The organism is Arenibacter latericius DSM 15913 (assembly GCF_000424985.1).
Classification (GTDB): Bacteria; Bacteroidota; Bacteroidia; order Flavobacteriales; family Flavobacteriaceae; genus Arenibacter; species Arenibacter latericius.
The window spans coordinates 1-21,962 of the sequence record NZ_AUKX01000055.1; the positions used below are offsets into that span (position 1 = coordinate 1).

The following is a 21,962-nucleotide window of genomic DNA, read 5'->3' on the forward strand; positions in this document are numbered from 1 at the left end:
CACTTGGTTACTGGAATAAGAAACAATATGAAGAATGTACTGATGACCCTCAGGGACAAAATACTACTTAGAAAACGCTCAATTATAGAAACCATAAACGATCAGCTTAAAAATATATGTGACGCAGAACACTCTAGACACAGGAGCTTCGGAAATTTCATAACTAATCTTGTCTCAAGCCTAATAGCTTATTCGTTCCAAGAGAAGAAACCGGGAATCAAATTTGAAAAAGAGCAAAATAAAAATGGACAATTAGCATTATTTTACTAAATGCTTATCCCGAACTCAGGTTACAACTATTTCATTGCTAGAGAGCGGTTTAAGTCTGCCTTATGATGTTAAAGAAATGAAATCAATAAAAGTGGGGGCAGATAGAGGGATTGTTGTTGGTATTAACAATGGGCCATTGAAAATTATAAAATATTAAATACTCATATATTATTACTAAGAGAAGCAGAATTTCCAAATTGGATAATTCTGCTTTCTCTATTTAAATATTATCGTGGAACGCGTTTAATGATGAACCCATAGAAAGTCTAAGTTAAATTGGTGTCTAGGATTAACCTTCCCTTAGTTTGAATCCTTGTTTGCCATAGTTGGAGCTGTAGTTGGACAGTAATCTTTTGGGAGTACTCCAAATTCTGCTTTAAAACAACGTGTAAAATAGGACGGATTGTTAAACCCAACTTTAAACAAGACTTCGCTTACGGTATAATCTCCACTGGCCAACAAACGCGCGGCTTTTTTTAATCGCACTAAACGTATAAAATGATTAATGGAAAGTCCGGTTAGCGCCTTTATTTTTCTATAAAGTTGATCTTGACTCATATCCATATTCTCTATAAGACTTTGCACCGAGAACTCCGAATCTGAAATATTAGACTCTATTAGACTAATGATTTTTTCAATAAACCGTTCGTCTACAGATTGTGGCTGGGCCTCCACTAATAGCGTGTCTGATTCTAGCATTGTTTTTCTTATATTCTCCTTTTTCTCTATTATTTTCTTAACTCGTGTTAGTAATAGCTTGCTGTTAAAAGGCTTCTCTATATAGGCATCAGCACCTTTCTCAAAACCTTCAATTTTAGAATCCATAGATGTTTTGGCGGTCAATTGTATTACGGGAATGTGGGAAGTGTTCACATTGGATTTAATCTGTGAGCACACTTCTGTTCCCGTAATGCCTTTCATCATTATATCGGAAATAACCAGATCTGGCATTTTGTTATGGGTTATAGAAAGTCCTTCCTTTCCATTGTCTGCAGTATAGACCTTGTATTCATCCTCCAAAATCTCTTTTAAATATTCTCTAATATCCTCGCTGTCGTCAATTACTAATACAGAATAGTCTTTAGGATTTATGGGTGAGGTTTCAATTTTAGGGGAGTTTTCTGTGCTAAACTCTGGATTGGTTTGGATAATATGGTGCGGATATTTAGAGAACTCATCAATTATTGGGAAATGAACAATAAATTCGGTACCCTCATTTTCTACGCTGTGTACCTCTATCTTTCCGTTGTGTATTTCTGTGTATTTTTTAACTAGGGTAGTGCCAATTCCGTTCCCTTGTAAGTCTTCACAATTCCTAGACCTATAGAACTGGGAAAAGATAGACTCTAAATCGTCTTTGGGTATGCCTATCCCTGTGTCTAACACACTAATGGAAATATAGTTTTCATCATTATATACCTGTACGGATACCTCTCCATATTTTGGAGTAAATTTAATGGCATTAGAGATTAAATTAATCAGGATAGATTCTAGTTTATTGGAATCTGCTACCAGAGTTAATTTTTCTTCCGGGCAGCATACTTCAAAATCTATTTTATTGGTTTGGGCTAATTCTTGAAATTGAGAGCAGGTATTTTCTACAAATGCATTTAGATCAATTTGCTCCAATTCCAAATCCATCATATTGTTCTCTGCCTGTCTAAAATTTAAAATCTGATTTACAAGATTTAATAACATCTGCCCATTTTTGTGCATTCGCAATAGCTTTCTTTGAAACTTTTGCTCTATCTCACCACTAGAAAGCATTTCTTCTATAGGACCAATTATAAGGGTTAATGGGGTGCGTAGATCATGTGATACATTAGTAAAGATGGAAAGCTTTTGTTGGTAGAGCTCGTGAATTCCCTCTTGTTTTATTTTTTCAATTTTCAATGCCTGATTTATTCTTATCCGTGCTTTAACCTCTTTAATAATGATATAGAGAATAAGTATTAGTAATATAGCGTATACCAGATAGGCTAAGGGGGACGCCCACCAAGGTTTTAATTTGATGATGGTTAGTTTTCGGGATTGTGGATTCCAACCTAGATGTTCATGTCCTACCCGAACCTCTAATTCGTAGGTGCCCGAAGGCACATTAGTGTAATTGGCAATGTTCGATATACCAGTAGATTCTGTCCACTCCTGTTCAAACTTGTTTAGACGATGTTGTAATCTAACTTTCTTTTTCCCAGTATAGGTTAGGGCATTTAAGTCGATGGAAAAAGACTGGCTATTATGGGGTAATATAATAGTATCTAAGTAATTTAGGTTTTGAGGTAAAATTACCCTGCCATTAAATTCTTTTTGGGGAGTAATGGTCTGACTTAAGACATTTAGTTTCGACAACATTAGGGTTGGGAAAGGAGGAAGACGTAGTGGTTCGTCAGGTTTTATTCTTAGCAATCCGTCGTCTGTTCCGGTTAAAATTGTATTATCCAAAGGATTGTATAATACATTAAAACAAGAATATTGAGAAAGGGTATAAGTAGCCGTTACCACCTCTGGATCTAGTTTAAATATCCCTTTTCTAGTGCCTACCCATAGGTTATTAGAAGTATCTTCTGCAATTCCTGTTACCACACATCCATCAATTAAAGGGTGCCGCTCTGGAGCTTCGTTTGGTTTTACTATTCCTATGCCATTTCTACATAAAACCCAAAGATCTCCATTATTATGAAGGAATAAATTCTCTACATAAATCTTGTCACTATTGTCAGCAAAAGTTGTATAGTTTTTTATGTTACCTATGTTGCCGTTCTCATCGAGTTCTAATGAAAACAGACCATTTTTGGATGATCCTGCCCATAATAAGTTGTTTTTAATATCGCTTTTTAAACTTTTTATATCGGTAGGGGTTGCAGAAGAATCATTAGGTAAATTTATTTTTTCTAGTTGGGCTTTATCTTTTTGGAGTTGAAAAAGTCCGTTTTCTAAGCTTCCTATCCATAAATTGCCTACTGGGCCGCGGGTTATACTAGAGATACGATCTTGGTTTAATAGGCTTAAGTTGTATATGTTGGGTACGAGTTTTTGCGTTTCTGGGTCGTACATTTTAACCCCATTGCCCCAAGTTCCAATAAGCAATAGTTTGCTGATGGGATCATAATAAAGGGTGGAGATAGACCGTATATCTTCATTGTTAACTATTGACTTAAAGTTTTTTTGACCTGTGATGTGCTCACCCAGTCCATTTCCATGTGTGCCAATAAAAACTCTGCCATCGGGTAGTATGGCTGTTGCCCATATTATATTAGAGAAGAGATTCTTCTCATTTTCCTCATCATAGATAACCGAATAATTTTTTTCGCTTAAATCAATAACATTCATTCCTCCAAACCAGGTGCCAATCCAAAGATTATTGTTGCTGTCTATAAAGGTAGTCAGCACATAATCGGAATTTAAATTATTGCGTTTATTCTGTTCATATTGAAAATGCTCTAGCTCTTTACCATTTATGGATAAATTATAAATACCTTGTCCTTCCGTACCTACCCAAATGGTGTTTTTATAAGGTGTAAGGGAGCGTATCTCCGTCTGGTCTAATTTCCAAGTATCGGTAAGAGAGTATGCGTTTTTATTCTCTTTAAGGACAAAATCTGCTACTTTATAAAGACCTTTGTTTGTTCCTAAAAACAGAGCATCTTTATCAATAGCTAGGCTCGTTATTCTAGAGGCTCCCTCTACTTCAATAGGATCATCAATAATGTAATTGTGGTTAGATTTTCGGATCCTAAATATCTTTGAGTCTTCTATGCCAATTAACATGGTGTTTCCCACTTCTAGAATAGTATGAATTGCTCCCGACAAAGTGGTAAGAACTTCTGCATCCGTCAACTCATAATCAGAAGTATTTGAATCGATATCCGTAAGGGGAAAAGAAAATAACGTGCCATTTTCACTACCTACCCATACTATATTATTGCTATCTAGAAATAAGGAGTTAATACCAAGTAAGGATTCAAAGTCAATCTTTTTGACGACTAAAGGGACTATTTTATTTTTCAGTTTATCCAATATAAAAAGGCCCATATCTTGGGTGCCAATCAATATCAGTCCTTTTTTTAAAAATAAAGTTTGTGAGATCTTATTGCTAAAGCCGTCGGTATTGTGCAAATTAAATAGCGTAAACTGGCTCCCATCAAAAACATTTAAACCTTCTCCAGTAGAAATATAGATAAGCCCTTCGTCATCTTCACTTATATGGTCTACGTTATTAAAAGCTAAACCATCTTTTGTATTGTAATTAACAATTTGTGAATACGCCATATTCCCTAAAAAGAATACCACTAATACAAAGGGCAAAATAATATTTCTAAAGCTCATAAATAGTAATTGTTGTCCTTGGTGAAAATAAGGATTTGATAGGAATATTAAGAAACGTATTCCGAAAATATGCCAAACAACGCTGAATTTGTTGTATTTCGTGAAATTGTGCCATAGATATTAGAATCTGTTATAACAACCAATATTGTTTGCTATGTATTATTGAATAGTTAAGGTTAGTTGATAATGTTCTGTTATATAAAAAGCACAAGGTTTGGGCTGTTTATTTTTTGAATGTTATGGTTTCGTTAGAAAGTTAGTTTTTTTGAGTTGTTTAATTTTAAGTCAAAGGGTGATTTTTATCGCCCTTTGATTATTGTAGTAGTCCTAAAATGTTTATGGAAGTAAAATTCAATTTTGGGAAATAGTTTTTTAAGTAAAAGATGAACCAACGATTAGTGTTGGTAGTGTAATATATCAGTTGAAATCTAGAGTCAATTTTAAATGAAGATAAATAGTAAGATTCAGATTATCCCTGTAGTAATATTGTTGCTCGGGATTTTCTTTATAACATGCAAAAGCAAAGATAATTCTCGGATGACTAATCAATCCAATTTACCAAAATCAATTACGGTTAACGGTAATCGGTTTGTAGATGAAAGGGGAAGGCAGGTTATTTTAAACGGAATAAATATTGTCAGTAAAAATAAGAATGAGGGATATATCTTTCAGAGTGGGCCAGAACTGTACGAGAATTTGTCGAAATGGGGAGTAAATTGTATTCGGTTTATTATTATTTGGGATCGATTAGAGCCAGAACCAGGGGTCTATAATGAAGAATATTTAAAAGAAATAGATCAGCGGATAGCACTTGCAGAAAAGAATAATCTTTTTGTTGTATTAGATATGCATCAGGATCTATATAGTGTAAAATATGCCGATGGCGCTCCTGAATGGGCTACTTTAGACGAGGGAAAACCACATACAACAGGAGCAATTTGGAGTGACGCTTATATGATGAGCGAGGCCGTACAAACAGCTTTCGATAATTTTTGGCTCAACAAACCGGCAAGTGATGGGATTGGACTTCAAGATCATTATGCCGCCTTGTGGAAACATATTGCTACTAGGTATGCAGATAATACTACAGTGATTGGGTACGATATTATGAACGAGCCCTTTCCGGGATCTAGTGCTATAGAATCTACTAAAACTTTGCTTATGGCCTTTGGGGAGTTATATTATTCACTTACAGAGGAGGTTTTAGAGGAATCGCAATTAGCCGATATGTGGATAGTTGAAAAGCAAAGAATGGAGGTGCTTAAATTAATCTCTAACCAGGAAAATTATGATTTTGTTTTTAGTAAGCTTTATAAACTTAACAAAGAATTTGAAACTAACCACTTGCAAAAGATGTATCAGAAGGTTGCCCATGCGATTCGCGAAGTAGATAGGAACAATATTTTATTTCTGGAACATAGCTATTATAGTAATACGGGAGTGGTAAGTAGTATAGAGAGAACAACCCTACCAGATGGTACACCAGATCCTTTAGTGGCCTATGCCCCTCATGGATATGACCTTGTAACAGATACGGAGGCTGTGGCTACAGCATCCAGGGAGAGAGTCTCTTATATCTATAATCAGATTGCTAAAAAGGGAGAGCAATTAAAAATGCCAGTCTGGTTGGGGGAGTGGGGGGCTTTTTATGGAAATTCTACAAGTGTTATTCCTACAGCAAAAAATGCAGTGCAATTAATTGAAAAACACCTTTTTGGTAATGCTTATTGGAGCTACGATCCTGGGACGGAGAATTTGGAATATTTTAAGCAAATTCTTGTCCGCGCATACCCAGCGTATGTAAATGGGGAAATAATTAGTTATGGAAATGATTTTGATTCCCAGCAGTTTAATATAGTTTGGAAAGAAGATAAAAAAAGTAATGCCGGGACTATGATCTTTATTCCCTCCCTATCCAAGTTAAACAGGGAAGCACTAGAGGAATGGGGAAATGTGGAGATAGAAAAAATTAATTATTCAGACGCAGCTTGGTTAGTTATACCACCAGAAGATAGCAAGGCAGAAAGAAAATTAACCCTTTATTTTGATAAGTAAGCCTGTCTTGATATAATAAGGTGTTCACCTATCTAATTTCCTCCCCAATAGATTGGTAGCTATTGTAGTAAATGCTACAATGCTAATAGAGCTCAATGGCATTAGAATAGCTGCAATAACGGGTTGTAATTGACCAGTAACAGCAAAATATAGTCCTATCACATTATACATCAAGGAAAGTAAGAAACTCAGTTTAATTATTTTAATAGCTTTCCTTGATGCAAGGATATATTGATATAGGTATTTAAAATTCTTAGCATCTAAAATACCGTCGCAGGCCGGGGAAAATACATTTACATTCTCCGATATTGCAATTCCTACTTCGGCTTGTGCCAATGCTCCCGCATCGTTTAGGCCATCGCCAACCATTAAAACCTTTCTATTCTGATCCTGTAATTCGCTTATAAAAGCTAACTTATTTTCCGGTTTCTGGTTAAAGTACATTGCGGTCCCTTGTGGCAATAATTTGCTAAGCGTGGCTCTTTCCCCATCGTTATCTCCAGAAAGTATGGCCAACTCTAGGTCGGAGGACATATCTTGGAATATTTCTTTTACCCCGTCCCTATAATGGTTCTGAAAAATGTATCGCCCTTTGTATTCATCGTTGGAGCTGATATGTACAGCAGTTTTTTCCGAAGGATTGGGCTGCGAATTGCCTACAAAAGAAGAAGAACCTACCCTTATTTTGTTCTCGGCGGTAACTCCTGTTATACCGTGACCTAGTTGCTCCTCATACTGCGCCAAGGTGATAATATCATGGTCTGCCAAAAGTTCATATAGTTTCCTGCTTAAAGGATGGTTAGAGGAGCGTAGGGTGTTTTTTAAGAGGGACTCTTCCTCTAAGGTGAGCTCCATTCCTTCGTATTCTACCTTACTATCAGCGGCGGTGGTAATGGTTCCCGTTTTATCAAAAATTCCAGTGTCTATCTGTGCCAGTTTTTCTATAGTGTTACTATCCTTTAAGTAAAACTTATGGCGTCCGAATAATCGCAGCATGTTTCCTAAAGTAAATGGGGCTGCTAAAGCAATGGCACAGGGACACGCTATAATAAGTACCGCAGTAAATACATTTATTACTTTACTAGGGTCTAAAAACATCCATATTATAGAAGAAACAAAAGCAATTGATAAAACAGCAATAGTAAATCGCTTGCCAATACCGTCTGTCATGGTCTTAAAGCTGTTAGATCTGTCGTCTTGGAAAACAGCATTGCTCCACAATTGGGTGAGGTAGCTTTGTGAAACAGATTTTACCGTTTCAAGTTCTATGGCACTGCCCAATTGTTTTCCCCCAGCAAAAATTTTGTCTCCAGAATTTTTAAGTACTGGCTCGGACTCTCCAGTAACAAAACTATAATCTATTTTTGCGTTTTCACTAATCAATATAGCATCAACAGGGATAATCTCCCCGCTGCGTATAAGGAGTCGGTCCCCTTTTTCTATATCATAAACCTGTACGTCTTCTTCTTTATTGCCCTTAGTAATCCTAGTAATAGCAATAGGGAAATAGGACTTATAATCGCGCTCAAAAGAAAGGTAGGAATAGGTTTTCTGCTGAAAGAACTTGCCCAAGAGTAAGAAAAACACCAAACCAGTGAGACTGTCGAAAAACCCAGAACCCCAATCAAAAATAATTTCAACGGTACTCCTAATAAAAAGTACAAGAATACCCAAGGCTATAGGGACATCTAGATTTAAATACCGAGACCGCAGACCTTTATATGCGGAAATAAAAAAGTCTTGTCCGGAGTAAAAAACTACGGGCAGGGAAAATGCAAACATTACCCATCTAAAAACCACTTTAAACTGTTCTAACCAATATTCCCCTACATCAAAATATTCTGGAAAGGAAAGGAACATGACATTACCAAAAGCAAAGCCTGCTATTCCTAATTTGTAGATTAAACTTCTATCTTTTCCCTTTTTATCGTTATCAAAATCCTTTAGGGAAATATAGGGCTCATACCCAATCCTAGCCAATAGAATTACAAGGTCTTTTAATGAGGTTTTATCCGAATTATAATTGATCCTCACTGTTTTTTCTGGGAAGTCTACCTGAGAGCTTGAAATTCCTGGGGATAACTTATTAAGATTTTCTAAGACCCAAATACAAGAGCTGCAATGGATATGCGGAATCTGTAAGTTTACAATTTGAAGGCCATTGTCGCTAAACTCGATGAATTTTTCCTGTATTTTTTCGGATTCCAGAAAGTCGAACTTACCTTCAATTTCGTTGGGAGTAGCCCCTGCGGCCGATTGTAAGTCGTAATAATAGGACAGGTCATTGCTAGAGAATATCTCATAGACCGTTTTACAGCCGTTACAGCAAAAACTTCTTTCATCATAGTTTATTGTAGTATTTCCACAAACATCACCACAATGGTAACAAGTTAGCATATCCATATCATATTTACTTTATACGCATCTGCAAAGATGGTTGCCATGATCTTTTCAAAACATGACAATTGTCAGTTCATCCTATTTTATAAACTTTAATTTTGCATTGTCAGGTTAAAACTTAGTGCATATGAGCAGATGTGAAAATTGTATTATTCGCCAGTTTAATTCCCTTCGTGCTATGAGCAAGGAGGAATTAAAAAGAGTCTCGGATACTAAAACGACCAAGATACTTAAAAAAGGGGAGACCATCTTTGAAGAAGGAGAAAAGCTAAATGGGGTATTTTGCGTTCGTGGCGGGGTATCCAAGCTTTCAAAATTGAGCTCCAATGGGAAAGATCAAATTGTGAAATTGGCAACCAAAGGGGCCGTATTGGGGCAGCGATCTGTAATTTCCGAGGAAGTAGCCAACCTTAGCGCTACTGCTGTAAATGATATGGAAGTCTGTTTTATTCCTAAAGATGCTATTGTAGATACATTAAATAGTAATCCTAATTTTGCCGTTGAGGTATTACGACATATGGCACACGATTTAAAAGAGGCAGATGACGTTATCGTAAATATGTCCCAGAAAACGGTAAAACAAAGGGTTGCCGAAGCCTTTATATATTTAGAAGATAATTTTGGAGTTGATGATAAAGGCTATTTGGCTCTTACCCTTTCTAGAGAAGATATTGCTAATGTGGTAGGAACAGCAACCGAATCAGCGATTAGGATTATCTCTGAATTTAAAAAGTTAGGTCTTATTAAAGCTTCTGGCAAAAAAATAGCCATTGTAGATGCTAAAGGACTAGCGGATCTTGCCGTAGGGATATAAGCGGTTGAAATTACTCTCAAATTATTGACTATTTCTACCAAGATTCCTTCTAACGGATTGGACTTGTTAGAGTTCCTTATTTTCTTTAGTTCCTATAGTTGTGATAATGAATTTGAACCAAGCTCAAAGGTTGTACATGACTTAAATTAACAGTAAAAACAATGGCAAGAACCTTCTTTTTTGACATGTCAATACTTTTTTCCATTGATGAAATACATAGCATTCATGAATTCCTATAAAAACATTAAAGAAGCCTATGAATAAAAAAGTAGTCAACCCGCCCGTTCCGGTACGCCCGCCTGACCTAGTTCGGGCAGGGGCTGGAAGAATCTAGATTTATTTCTCTTTTATTGAAATCTACGGATTTTCTACTACCAAAGCGTCCAAGCCGCTTTCACTAATGTGAAATGCTCTATGGTCGTCCACCTTCAACTAGGTAGAAACTCTTTCATTTAAGACTAAAAGAGAAAGTAGGCCGAAAACCTTTGCAATAAGGCTTCTTGTTTTGTCTTCCTTATCCACAGAATAGGATTCAAAAGCTCCGAGACTCAGCTTTTTGTTTTTCAAAAAAGCGCGGAGTTTTGAAACCGGTTTTTAGATTCGATCTAAAAAATTCATTGGAGAAGGTGTCTTTTCTTTTGTTTCGTTTTCTTTGGACAAGCAAAGAAAATGAAAGAATATAATTGGGTGAGACTCAGTTAAACGTATATGGAAAACTTTATTTATTCGATAAATATTTAATGAACATTGTTCGCATAAACACAATAATTGGTTATGCCCCACTATTCTAGCAATCAGCCATCATCCCTATTCAATATGATAAAAGTCATAGATTCAGCTGGGTGGTTCCATTAATTTTACCTCGATAAAGATTACTGGTTTAAGGAATATTTAAAATCTAAAAGGAATTGAAAAAGATATTGTTGCCAACAGATTTTTCTGCAGACGCCTGGAATGCGGCCAAGTATGCTATTTCCCTTTTTAAGGAGGAAGAATGTACGTTTTATGTTTTAAATACATATACACCAACTATTGCCCATAGTAGGTTTATGGCAACCTCAGTGGTGGGGAAAGCTTGCGAGGATGTGGTTAAGTGTAATTCTGAAAAGGGCCTAAAGCAATTTGTAGAACGCATCAATAACGAATGCTATAATGCTAACCATAAATTTGAAACTATTTCTTCTTTTAGCTTATTGGTAGATGAGATGAAAAATATCATTGAGACCAAAAAAATAGATCTAGTTATTACAGGTACAAAAGGGGCTAGCGGATTAGAGGAAGTTTTTATGGGAAGCAATACAGTGAGGATGATAAAGTCCATAAAGAACTGTCCGGTATTGGCAATTCCCCGCAATTTTACCTTTATAACCCCTTCCGAGATTGCTTTTGCAACAGATTTTAATCGATTTTATACTAATTCGGAACTGCGACCCCTGCTAGAAATGGCTAGATCTTTTAAGGCGGTCATTAGGATAGTACACGTACAATATGAAATTAAAGCCCTAACGGAAGTCCAGCAATTTAATCTAAATATGTTACGGAAATATTTAAGTGAGGTGGAGCATTATGTACATACGGTGTCGGAATTAAATTCCGTTTCCAAAACTTTAGAGGTTTTTTCCAATGAATTAGGAATTCATTTATTGGCTATGCTTAACTACCAACATAGTTTTATGGAAAAAATGACCCGCGAACCAGTAGTGAAGAGGATGGTATTTCATACCCAAATACCGCTATTGGTTATTCCAGAATTGGGCATGGGAACACCACCACATAGTAAGCGTGGTAAACAAGAGCCTGTTTCTAATCCCCCTCAATAGAATGGTCCTCATAAAAATCTTCGAAAGTCTTGTTGGTAGTGTAATCGTCGGTTAGTACCCTATATACCATATAGATAACCATTAACTGTCCCACTACCGTAAGATAAAAGACCCAATTAAAAGGAAAATTTATTGCGGCCATAATAGCAAGTATGACCAAGACCATTGTTGTGGCTATTACCCAGAACATTGCCCATTTTCTCATTTTATTATTAATTTACGAAAAACAGGAATTCCTTCCTGTTAAGGGAGTAATAAATAACAGAATGTGAATGCTATTGAGTTTTAAATGTTAAAGGCTTATTTTTGGTATTAATCACTTCAATTTTTGAAAACTATTATTGGGAACTAAAAACAGCTATACCGAAAATTCTAAGATTCTTGTAGCAACCGACTGTATTGTCTTTGGTTTTGACGAAGGGATATTAAAACTATTGGTCTTTAAAAGAAGGATAGCTCCTTTTAAAGGGGAATGGTCTTTAATTGGGAGTTTTGTGGAGGAGGAAGAAAGTGTTACCGAGACGGCAAGAAGGGTTATATTCCAATTTACTGGCTTGGAAAATATTTTTCTACAAGAATTGAAAGTGTATAGCGATGTAGATCGCGATCCCGGAGCTAGGTGTATTTCTATAGCCCAATATGCTCTTATTAGGATTAATGATTATGACAAGGGGCAGGTAGAAGATCACGGAGCCAAATGGTTTGCCTTGGACCAGTTGCCAGATCTAGTATTAGATCACCACAGTATGATTTCCGATGCGTTAGAGCGCCTCAGAGAAAAAGCGACTAGGAAACCTATCGGTTTTGAACTGTTGCCTGAGAAATTTACCATTCCACAACTTCAGATTTTATACGAATCTATTTACCAAAGAAAAATGGATGATCGGAATTTTAGAAAGAAGCTATTATCCTTTGATCTCCTTATTAAATTGAAGGAAAAGGATAAGACGAACTCTAAAAAAGGGGCTTTTTTATATCAGTTTGATAATAAGAAATATAGGAAATTGGAGAAATCGGGCTTTAGTTTTGTGCTTTAGCGATTGTAAAACAGGGATTTATTAAGCGAAAGAAATAAGATGCTGCAAAGTGTATTTATAATGAAAGCTTTGCTATCTTTGCGATGTTGTGTTGTGTCCCAGTGAGAATTGGGACTTAGGTTGAAATTGTTGAATAACACTAGATGTAATTCTAGTACAACAATAACCGATGAAAGGCTTTCCATTATGGGGGGCTTTTTTTGTTTTATAACAAACTGTATTCCCCTATAATTAAGCCTAGAATATTTCCTAACAGCTGTAATTTATTGTATTTTTAATTATAGAATGCCTAAGAAAGGGATTCATATTATAAAACTACAGCAATGCCATTATACCATAAGCTAGGTAAGATTCCCCAGAAAAGACATACCATCTTTAAAAAATCCGATGGAAGTCTTCACTATGAACAGCTTTTTGGAACTATTGGTTTTGAAGGAATGTCCTCTTTAATGTATCACTTACACCGACCTATTATGGTAAAGGAAGTAGGTAAAACTTTGGATATCTCTCCAAGAGCTGCTGTAGACCATAATATAAAATCGCGATTGCTAAATGGATTTGAGGTTAGACCTACAGATGATTTTTTGGATAGTAGAAAGGTAGTTTTATTTAATTCCGATGTGCATATAGCATTGGCCGCACCCAAAAAATCCATGACGGATTACTTCTATAAAAATGCAGACGCAGATGAATTATTGTTTGTTCATAAAGGAAGTGGGGTCTTAAAAACGATGCTGGGAGAAATTAATTTTGAATATGGCGATTACCTTTTAATTCCACGTGGGATGATCTATCAAATTCATTTTAAAACCGAGGATAATAGGTTGTTTATAACAGAATCTTATCACCCCATTTATACCCCTAAGAGATATCGGAATTGGTTTGGTCAACACTTGGAAAATTCTCCCTTTTGTGAGCGCGATTTTAAGCTCCCTTCAAATCTACAAACCCATGATGAAATGGGAGATTTTTTGCTAAAAGTGAAGAAACAAGGGCAGTTGCATCATTTGGTATATGCCGCTCATCCTTTTGACGTGGTAGGCTGGGATGGATATAACTATCCGTATGGATTCTCTATTCATAATTTTGAACCCATTACGGGGCGGATTCATCAACCGCCACCAGTACATCAGACCTTTGAGACCTCTGCCTTTGTGGTCTGTTCATTTGTGCCGCGTATGTACGATTACCATCCAGAATCCATACCTGCTCCTTATAATCATTCCAACATCGATTCCGATGAGGTATTGTATTATGTGGATGGGGATTTTATGAGCAGGAAAAATATAGATCAAGGATTTATATCCTTACATCCCGCGGGAATACCTCATGGACCGCATCCCGGTACCTATGAAGCCAGTATAGGGAAATCTAAGACCGAAGAATTAGCGGTAATGGTAGATACATTTAGGCCGCTGCAACTCACTCAGGCAGCTTTAGATATAGATGATGGCAAGTATTTCCAATCTTGGATGGAGTAGGGTAGGTGTCACCTATTATTTAATGATGTAGTACAAAATGAATTAAAGAAGCGGCTAGTTTCGCTGTTTGATGATCTTTATCGTAAGAAGGGTTCATTTCTGCAATATCTAAACTGATCATTTTTTCGGAGTCTTTAATAATCTCCAAACATTCCAAAACTATTTCTGGGGAAAACCCCATTGGTGATGCTGCACTAACCCCAGGAGCGTAGGCAGAGGAAAATCCGTCAAGATCAATGGTAGTATATATATAATCTACTTCCTTTATAAAGCGCTCTAATTTAGTTTTTAGGTTGGCAAGATGGTGAAGGTTGAAACGTTTATTTTGAATAACAGTGACGTTTAAATTTTTTGCAGTATTAAAAAGGGATTTTGTATTAGCATCTTCACGAATGCCGAGGCACATATATTTAAATTTCTGATTCTCCAATTTTTGGTCCTGTGCAATCTGATAAAAGGGAGTTCCAGAATTATTTCCAAGAGTATTGGAGCGTAAATCAAAATGAGCATCAAAATTGATGATACCAATGGTTTTGTTTTTTTTGGTAGAAGTCAAGTAGTTTTTTATTCCATTAAAATGCCCATAGGCAATATCATGTCCTCCTCCAATTAGAATAGGAAAGGTGTTTAATTCTAGTAATCGAGAAACACTTGATGCCAGCGATTTCTGTGCCTCTTCCATGTTGGAGTTTAAACACTGGATAGTACCTGCTTCTAAAAGCGTGGTATCCTCACTCAAATGATTCGGCATTTTAGACAATTGTTGACGAATGGCATCGGGTCCATCTACTGCCCCAGGCCTACCTTGGTTTCGCCTGACGCCCTCATCACAGGCATATCCTAAAATAGCATAGGCCTGCTCAGAAAATGGGGGAATACCGGTCTCTGTTATGTTAATATGGCGCACCTTTTCATGGAGGTATAGTTCCTTCTCGGAAATTCTTCCATTCCAGAGGTCGGGATTTGTGGGGATATAGTTTTTCATTTCTATAAAATTAATGTTTTGAGTATTATGAACAGCCTCCAGAGGATCTAATTATTTATCTATGCCTAGGGTTTGGCTAAAGCCAAGATATATTATTTTTCCATCCCCCCAGCTGAAGCTAGGGGCTATTCATAATAGGATTATATTGTTTAATGCATGAGATTGCTGTTGAGGGATGTAGGTGTTACAATGATTCTTGATTATGCTATTTTGCTCGCAATATTGAGCTTTATTCCTAGACCGATTTGAATAGCCTCCAGATTTATCTGGAGGATTTAGATTTGTACGGTCATTGGACTTTAGTCCAACTGGATGTAATCAAAAATTTATCTACGCCTAGAGTTTGGCTAAAGCCAAGATATATTATTTTTTCTATCCCCCTAGCTGAAGCTAGGGGCTATTCATAATAGGATTATATTGTTTAATGCATGAGATTGCTGTTGAGGGATGTAGGTGTTACAATGATTCTTGATTATGCTATTTTGCTCGCAATATTGAGCTTTATTCCTAGACCGATTTGAATAGCCTCCAGATTTATCTGGAGGATTTAGATTTGTACGGTCATTGGACTTTAGTCCAACTGGATGTAATCAAAAATTTATCTACGCCTAGAGTTTGGCTAAAGCCAAGATATATTATTTTTTCTATCCCCCTAGCTGAAGCTAGGGGCTATTCATAATAGATTATATTGTTTAATGCATGAGATTGCTGTTGAGGGATGTAGGTATTACAATGATTCTTGATTATGCTATTTTTTGCTCGCAATATTAAGCTTTATTCCCAGACCGATTTGAATAGCCTCCAGATTTATCTGGAGGATTTAGATTTGGATATGATTATCTGACTTTAGTCAAACCGATCGCAGATCAAAATTAATAACAAACTAAAATAAATCCTCCAGCAGATCATCCGCTACCATATTCGGTAGGGTTACTTTTAGTTGCGGACTGCGTTTCATTTCTCTTTTTATTGCAAATAAGGCTTCTTCGTTTCTTGCCCAACTTCTCCTAGAGATACCATTATTTACATCATAGAACAACATGCTCTTTAATTTCCTGGATGCTGCTTCAGATCCATCTAGAACCATTCCGAATCCTCCATTAATCACTTCGCCCCAACCTACTCCTCCACCATTATGGATAGATACCCAAGTAGCACCCCTAAAACTATCTCCAATTACATTATGAATAGCCATATCAGCTGTGAATTTGCTACCGTCGTATATATTACTGGTCTCCCTGTATGGGGAATCCGTACCACTTACATCGTGATGGTCTCTTCCTAATACAACCGGAGCGGAGATTTCTTTATTGGCAATAGCCCTATTAAATGCTTCCGCGATTTTGGCCCTTCCTTCTGCATCTGCATATAAAATTCTAGCCTGTGATCCTACTACGAGATTGTTGCTTTTGGCCTCTCTGATCCACTTAATATTGTCTTGCATCTGTTGTTGGATTTCGGGAGGGGCTGTGGCTTTTATTTCTTCCATCACATCTAAAGCAATAGCATCTGTTTTTTGTAGGTCAGATTTCTCTCCCGAAGTACAAACCCATCTAAACGGACCAAATCCATAATCAAAACACATAGGTCCAAGAATATCTTGAACATAGGAGGGGTATTTAAAATCGATTTTGTTATCCGCCATGATATCTGCACCTGCTCTGGAGGCTTCCAATAAAAAAGCATTACCGTAATCAAAGAAATAGGTGCCTTTGGCGGTATGTTTGTTAATAGCGGCTACTTGCCTTCTTAAAGAGGCCTGAACCTTTTCCTTAAAAGCTTCGGGCTCTTTGCTCATCATAGTATTTGCTTCCTCAAAAGTGAGTCCGGCTGGGTAATACCCTCCCGACCATGGGTTGTGTAGGGAAGTTTGGTCGGATCCTAGATGAATAGCTATATCCTCCTCATAAAATTTCTCCCAAACGTCCACTATATTACCAAGATAGGCAAGGGAAACTACCTCTTTCTTAGCAATGGCCTGTTTTGCTCTAGTGGTTAGCTGGTCTATATCCTTTATAAGTTCATCTACCCATCCCTGTTGGTGTCTTTTTTCTGCAGCTGCTTTATTTACTTCAGCACAAATTGTAATGCATCCAGCAATATTCCCCGCTTTTGGCTGTGCTCCGCTCATTCCTCCGAGTCCAGCCGTAAGGAAAATTTTACCCGCAGGAGTCTCACCAGCTTTCAACACTTTTCTAAAAGCATTCATTACGGTGATAGCGGTACCATGGACAATTCCTTGCGGACCAATATACATATAGGAACCTGCTGTCATCTGTCCGTATTGCGTAACGCCTAGGGCATTGTATTTTTCCCAATCGTCCGGTTTAGAATAGTTGGGGATCATCATTCCGTTGGTAACGACTACTCTTGGTGCCTCTTTAGACGAAGGGAATAACCCCATAGGATGACCGGAATAGATGTGAAGCGTTTGCTCTTCCGTCATATTTGCCAAATATTGCATGGTAAGTAGGTATTGCGCCCAATTCTGAAATACGGCCCCATTTCCGCCGTAGGTAATAAGTTCTTCGGGATGTTGTGCTACAGCTGGGTCTAGGTTGTTTTGTATCATCAACATAATGCTGGCAGCCTGTGGCGTTTGAGCAGGATACTCATTTATCGGTCTAGCATAAATGGGGTATTCTGGTTTAAAGCGATGCATATAGATTCTACCAAGGGTATTCAGTTCCTCCGCAAATTCTATTGCCAGCTCGGTATGCCATGCTGCAGGGAAATACCTCAAAGCATTTCTAATGGCCAGTTTTTTCTCTTCCCTGGAGAGGATATCTTTTCGGATAGGTGCTCGATTGGTATTTTTTGTATAGGTTCTCTTGGGCGGTAACTCCGCCGGAATCCCTTGTAGTATTAGTGCTTTAAAATTGTCTTTTTTCACAGCTGCCATATTTTATCGATTATTGTCCAACTACAAGTCTGCCTTTTTTCCAAACCATAGTAGGTTGTAGCATTCCCTGCTGGTATAATATTTCCTTATAGTTATGGGTGGGGAATGCGATGAAATCTGCTAGGAATCCCGTTTCAATTTTTCCTCTATCTTCTAATCCTAATGCTGCAGCAGCTCTATAGGTAATTCCAGAAAGTACTTCAGTATTGCTGAGTTTTTCAAAAGTTCCCAATACAGCGGCTTGAATTAGCAAATTACCCATGGGGGCAGAACCAGGATTCCAATCGCTTGCAATGGCAACACTGGCCCCAGCATCCAACAATCGGCGGGCGGGAGTGTAGTTGCAGCCCAACCCCATAGAGGCACCTGGTAGGGCAGTGGCAATTACATTACTGTTCGCTAAAAGTTGAATCTCTGTTTCCGTACTGGCTTCTAAGTGGTCGGCACTTATAGCCCCATATTCTACGGCTACGGCACTACCGCCCGTAGAGAATTGATCTGCATGTACCGTAATATCAAATCCCATCTCTTTTGCCTTTTTAAAATAAGGAGCGATAGAAATAGCAGAATAGGCACCTTCCTCTAAAAAAGCATCTATTCTAGTGGCTAGATTTTCTTCTTTTAAAATTGGGAAAAGGGTAGTACTTATTTCTGATAAATATTCTTCAGGAGTGCCCTTATAATCTTTGGGCATCATGTGGGCTGCCAAACAGGTCGGAATAAGGTCGGCTGCAATGGTTTTATTTGCGGTTGCAATAGCGTTTAGCATTTTCAACTCTTCCTCAACTGATAGTCCGTAGCCACTCTTAACTTCTATGGTAGTCACCCCTTGGTGCAAATGCCTATCAGCTCGATCTTTTATTCCTGTAACGAGCTTCTCAGCACTCGATTTCCTAGTTTGGGTAACCGTATCCCATATCCCTCCGCCGGACTGGGCAATTTCCAAATAGGTCTTGCCAGCATTTCTTAGTGCGTAGTCGTTGGCTCTACTTCCTCCAAAACAAATATGCGTGTGGGCATCTATAAATCCAGGCAGACATACTAGATCTGAATCTATGTTTATGGGTTTTGCGTTTAAATCCTGAGCCTCTTTTTTTAGGTCCGAAAAATGCCCTACTGCGTAGATTTCATCACCTTTGGTAATAATACCCCCATTTTCTATTATTGGTAGTTGACTGTCTTGTAAGGCACCCTTTATTGGCATGCCAGTCATCGTTAATAGTTGCTTAAAAGGACCTATGAGTGAATATTGATTCATGTCTATATTTTTTTTGATTTGCTTACACTTCTGATTATTAATAATTTTCAAACTCCCCCTCAAACGGACTGTTCGGTGTAAGCTTATGTTGTTTCATTACCTTTTGTACGATGCGGATGAGGGTCTTATTCTGAATAATATCGATTCCCTTTTCAATATCATCAGAAAAGACGCGGTCTTTATTGGCAAAGGCTACTTTTTTGCGGACTTCCTTATGGATTTCATCCAGGATAATGCCTGACTTCAAGGGCTTTCTAAACTCGAATGCTTGGGCAGCGGTCAGAAGCTCTATAGCCAATATTTTCTCTACATTTCCTAATACCTGCAGGGCTTTTCTTCCACTGATAGATCCCATACTAACATGGTCTTCCTGCCCCAAAGAGGTGGGAATACTATCTGCGCTAGCGGGAAAGCAAAGCCCCTTGTTCTCACTCGCCAAAGCCGCAGTAGTGTATTGTAGTATCATATAACCCGAATTAATACCTGTGTCTTCCATCAGTAATTTGGGAACACCAGGACTATTTCCTTCTAAAGCGAGGTAAATCCTTCTGTCTGAAATATTACCTAGTTCGGAGGCTGCCAAGCAAGCATAATCTAACACCATGGCTAAGGGCTGACCGTGAAAACTACCTCCGCTGATGGTTAAGTCTTCGTCAATAATAATAGGGTTGTCGGTAACCGAATTGAGTTCTATTTCCAAAAGTTCTTTTAGATGCAGCCATGCATTTCTAGAGGCGCCGTGCACTTGTGGAATGCATCGCAAGGAATAAGGATCCTGTACTCTTTCGCAATTAATGTGGTCTTCCATAATTTCAGAACCTTTTAATAAAAACCGAATGTTCGCTGCAACGTGGTCATTCCCTTTAAAAGGACGTAATTGGTGTAGTTCTTTAAAAAAGGGTTTAACACTACCCTGTAAGCCTTCTATCATCATAGCGCCAATAATATCTGCTTGAGTAAGGCAAGCCTGCATTTTCTCTACTACTTTTACAGCATGGGCAGCTATAAACTGGGTGCCGTTAATAAGTGCCAACCCCTCTTTGGGACCCAATTTTAAGGGCTGGAGTCCCGCTTTTTTAAATAGCTCCGCAGTAGTCATTACCTCTCCATTGTAATTTACTTTCCCCAGTCCTATTAAGGGCAGAAAGAGATGGGAAAGGGGAGCCAGATCTCCGGATGCTCCAACAGAACCCTGTGAGGGAACTAGAGGAATTGCATTATTATCTATATGCCATAATATTCGGTCTAAAGTAGCCTCTGCTATTCCAGAATATCCTTTGGCAAGGGAGTGGACTTTTAGGACTATCATCAGTTTGGCAATTTCTGTTTCTATTGGTGGTCCAACCCCTACACTGTGACTTTTTAAAATATTGGTCTGTAATGTTTTGACTTCCGCTTTAGATATTTTGGTGGTGCACAAGGGACCAAATCCGGTATTGATTCCATATACCGGATCACCTTTCTCTACAATGTTGGCAACTACATTAAAACTAGATTGGATTTTTTCTCTTGTAGTGGAAGAAATCTCTCCTTTAATACTTCCCCTTGCAATGGATAGCGCCGTTCCTGCGGTAAGATGATCCTCTCCAAATTGGAATGATTTTGTTGAACTGGACATAGATGATTTTTTATGAATATAAAATTATTGATTATGTTTGATAATTGCCAATACCAATAAGTTAGGCAATTAATAACTATGAGTTATCAAATAGAGCTTAGACATTTTAAATATTTTCTAGCAGTAGCGGAGGAACTGCATTATAGGAAGGCAGCAGAAAAACTGAATATTTCTCAGCCTGGCTTAAGCAGGCAAATAAAGCAGATGGAGGAGATTTTAGAGGTCGATTTGTTTGTTAGAAGCAAAAAGAAAGTGACCCTTACTGCTGCTGGGGAATACCTGAAAGGGGAGGTGGAGTTTATTTTAAACCACCTAGAGGTTACTAAAAAGCAATTAAAATATGTTAGTCAGGGCGATTTTGGAGAGGTACGGATCGGGTTTTTAGGTTCTGCCATGCAAGAATTGATCCCCAAGTTATTGATTAATCTCAAAGATAAGTTTCCGGGGATACGTACCAGTTTAGAGGAAGTTTCTAATAATGCTCAAATAAATGCCTTGCTAAAGGATAGATTAGATATGGGATTTGTGCGCTTGTCCAGAGTTCCAGATGGGTTTAATATTAAACCTGTGTATGAGGATACCTTTTCTGTGGTATTACCTGAACATTACCCGTTGTCTTCTCAGAATTTTAAGGATGTTGGTCAGTTATCCAAGGAGAATTTTATCCTGTTCTCCCAAGATTATAGCCCGTTGTATTATGATACCATAATGAGTATATGTGAAGATGCAGGTTTTACTCCTAAAGTATCTCACAAATCGGTGCATGCCCATACAATTTTTAAGTTGGTAGAGAATAATTTGGGGGTGGCTATAGTCCCCACGTCCTTACAATATGGATTTCAGATGAAGGTAAAATTCATAGAGTTGAAAAATATTCCTCAGAAAGCCGTCTTATCCATGGTTTGGAAAGAGGATAATAGAAATCCTGCTTTGAGGCATTGTGTTAATTTATTGTTGGATAAGGCATCTAATGCCAATTGATAATGTAAATTTATA

General features: G+C 37.7%; 15 protein-coding genes. 7 read left to right on the forward strand and 8 right to left on the reverse strand.

Going from position 1 to position 21,962, the window contains the following annotated elements:
- A partial coding sequence (locus H344_RS0114380) for a transposase (RefSeq protein WP_026810952.1) occupies nt 1-270 on the forward strand: 270 nt, incomplete at its 5' end.
- A 300-nt stretch (nt 271-570) separates the two neighbouring features.
- On the opposite strand, the gene H344_RS0114385 is transcribed toward H344_RS0114380, so the two are convergent.
- Nucleotides 571-4,596 (reverse strand): hybrid sensor histidine kinase/response regulator transcription factor, encoded by a 4,026-nt coding sequence (locus H344_RS0114385; RefSeq protein ID WP_026810953.1) that lies wholly within the window; start codon nt 4,594-4,596, stop codon nt 571-573.
- 537 nt (nt 4,597-5,133) lie between these two features.
- Between H344_RS0114385 and H344_RS20390 the strand changes: the two genes are divergently transcribed.
- Nucleotides 5,134-6,651: a glycoside hydrolase family 5 protein gene (locus H344_RS20390; protein ID WP_051254339.1), complete on the forward strand. Its 1,518-nt coding sequence runs from the start codon at nt 5,134-5,136 to the stop codon at nt 6,649-6,651.
- Between the two features lie 24 nt (nt 6,652-6,675).
- Here the strand turns inward: H344_RS20390 and H344_RS0114395 are convergent, their stop codons facing one another.
- Nucleotides 6,676-9,054 carry a heavy metal translocating P-type ATPase gene (locus H344_RS0114395; protein ID WP_026810954.1) on the reverse strand — a complete coding sequence of 793 codons (2,379 nt, stop codon included), beginning with the start codon at nt 9,052-9,054 and terminating at the stop codon, nt 6,676-6,678.
- 124 nt (nt 9,055-9,178) lie between these two features.
- On the opposite strand from H344_RS0114395, the gene H344_RS0114400 reads away from it, so the two are divergent.
- Complete coding sequence (locus H344_RS0114400) at nt 9,179-9,865, forward strand: Crp/Fnr family transcriptional regulator (protein ID WP_026810955.1); 687 nt, start codon at nt 9,179-9,181, stop codon at nt 9,863-9,865.
- Nucleotides 9,866-10,297: 432 nt separating this feature from the next.
- Here H344_RS0114400 and H344_RS22295 read toward each other — a convergent pair whose 3' ends face one another.
- Nucleotides 10,298-10,432 carry a hypothetical protein gene (locus H344_RS22295; protein ID WP_262482290.1) on the reverse strand — a complete coding sequence of 45 codons (135 nt, stop codon included), beginning with the start codon at nt 10,430-10,432 and terminating at the stop codon, nt 10,298-10,300.
- Between the two features lie 341 nt (nt 10,433-10,773).
- Between H344_RS22295 and H344_RS0114405 the strand changes: the two genes are divergently transcribed.
- Entirely contained in the window at nt 10,774-11,685 is a 912-nt protein-coding gene (locus H344_RS0114405; protein WP_026810956.1) for a universal stress protein, read from the forward strand.
- On the opposite strand, the gene H344_RS0114410 is transcribed toward H344_RS0114405, so the two are convergent.
- Nucleotides 11,669-11,890, reverse strand: coding sequence for a hypothetical protein (locus H344_RS0114410; RefSeq protein ID WP_026810957.1), 222 nt, complete (start codon nt 11,888-11,890; stop codon nt 11,669-11,671). The genes H344_RS0114405 and H344_RS0114410 overlap by 17 nt on opposite strands.
- 136 nt (nt 11,891-12,026) lie before the next feature.
- Between H344_RS0114410 and H344_RS0114415 the strand changes: the two genes are divergently transcribed.
- Both H344_RS0114415 and H344_RS0114420 read left to right on the forward strand, forming a co-directional pair.
- A complete protein-coding gene (locus tag H344_RS0114415) occupies nt 12,027-12,722 on the forward strand; it encodes an NUDIX hydrolase (protein WP_026810958.1) in 696 nt (231 codons plus the stop codon).
- Nucleotides 12,723-13,045: 323 nt separating this feature from the next.
- Nucleotides 13,046-14,203, forward strand: coding sequence for a homogentisate 1,2-dioxygenase (locus H344_RS0114420; protein WP_026810959.1), 1,158 nt, complete (start codon nt 13,046-13,048; stop codon nt 14,201-14,203).
- Nucleotides 14,204-14,222: 19 nt separating this feature from the next.
- On the opposite strand, the gene hutG is transcribed toward H344_RS0114420, so the two are convergent.
- From hutG to hutH, 4 genes are all read right to left on the reverse strand, one after another.
- Entirely contained in the window at nt 14,223-15,188 is a 966-nt protein-coding gene (gene hutG, locus H344_RS0114425) for a formimidoylglutamase (RefSeq protein ID WP_026810960.1), read from the reverse strand.
- 883 nt (nt 15,189-16,071) lie between these two features.
- Nucleotides 16,072-18,081 (reverse strand): urocanate hydratase, encoded by a 2,010-nt coding sequence (locus H344_RS0114430; RefSeq protein ID WP_240484991.1) that lies wholly within the window; start codon nt 18,079-18,081, stop codon nt 16,072-16,074.
- Nucleotides 18,082-18,100: 19 nt separating this feature from the next.
- Entirely contained in the window at nt 18,101-19,348 is a 1,248-nt protein-coding gene (gene hutI / locus H344_RS0114435; RefSeq protein ID WP_026810962.1) for an imidazolonepropionase, read from the reverse strand.
- 37 nt (nt 19,349-19,385) lie between these two features.
- Nucleotides 19,386-20,966, reverse strand: a complete 1,581-nt coding sequence (gene hutH / locus H344_RS0114440) for a histidine ammonia-lyase (protein WP_026810963.1) — start codon at nt 20,964-20,966, stop codon at nt 19,386-19,388.
- A 78-nt stretch (nt 20,967-21,044) separates the two neighbouring features.
- Here hutH and H344_RS0114445 point away from each other — a divergent pair, with 78 nt between their 5' ends.
- Entirely contained in the window at nt 21,045-21,947 is a 903-nt protein-coding gene (locus tag H344_RS0114445) for a LysR family transcriptional regulator (RefSeq protein ID WP_026810964.1), read from the forward strand.
- The last annotated feature ends 15 nt before the right edge of the window (nt 21,948-21,962 follow it).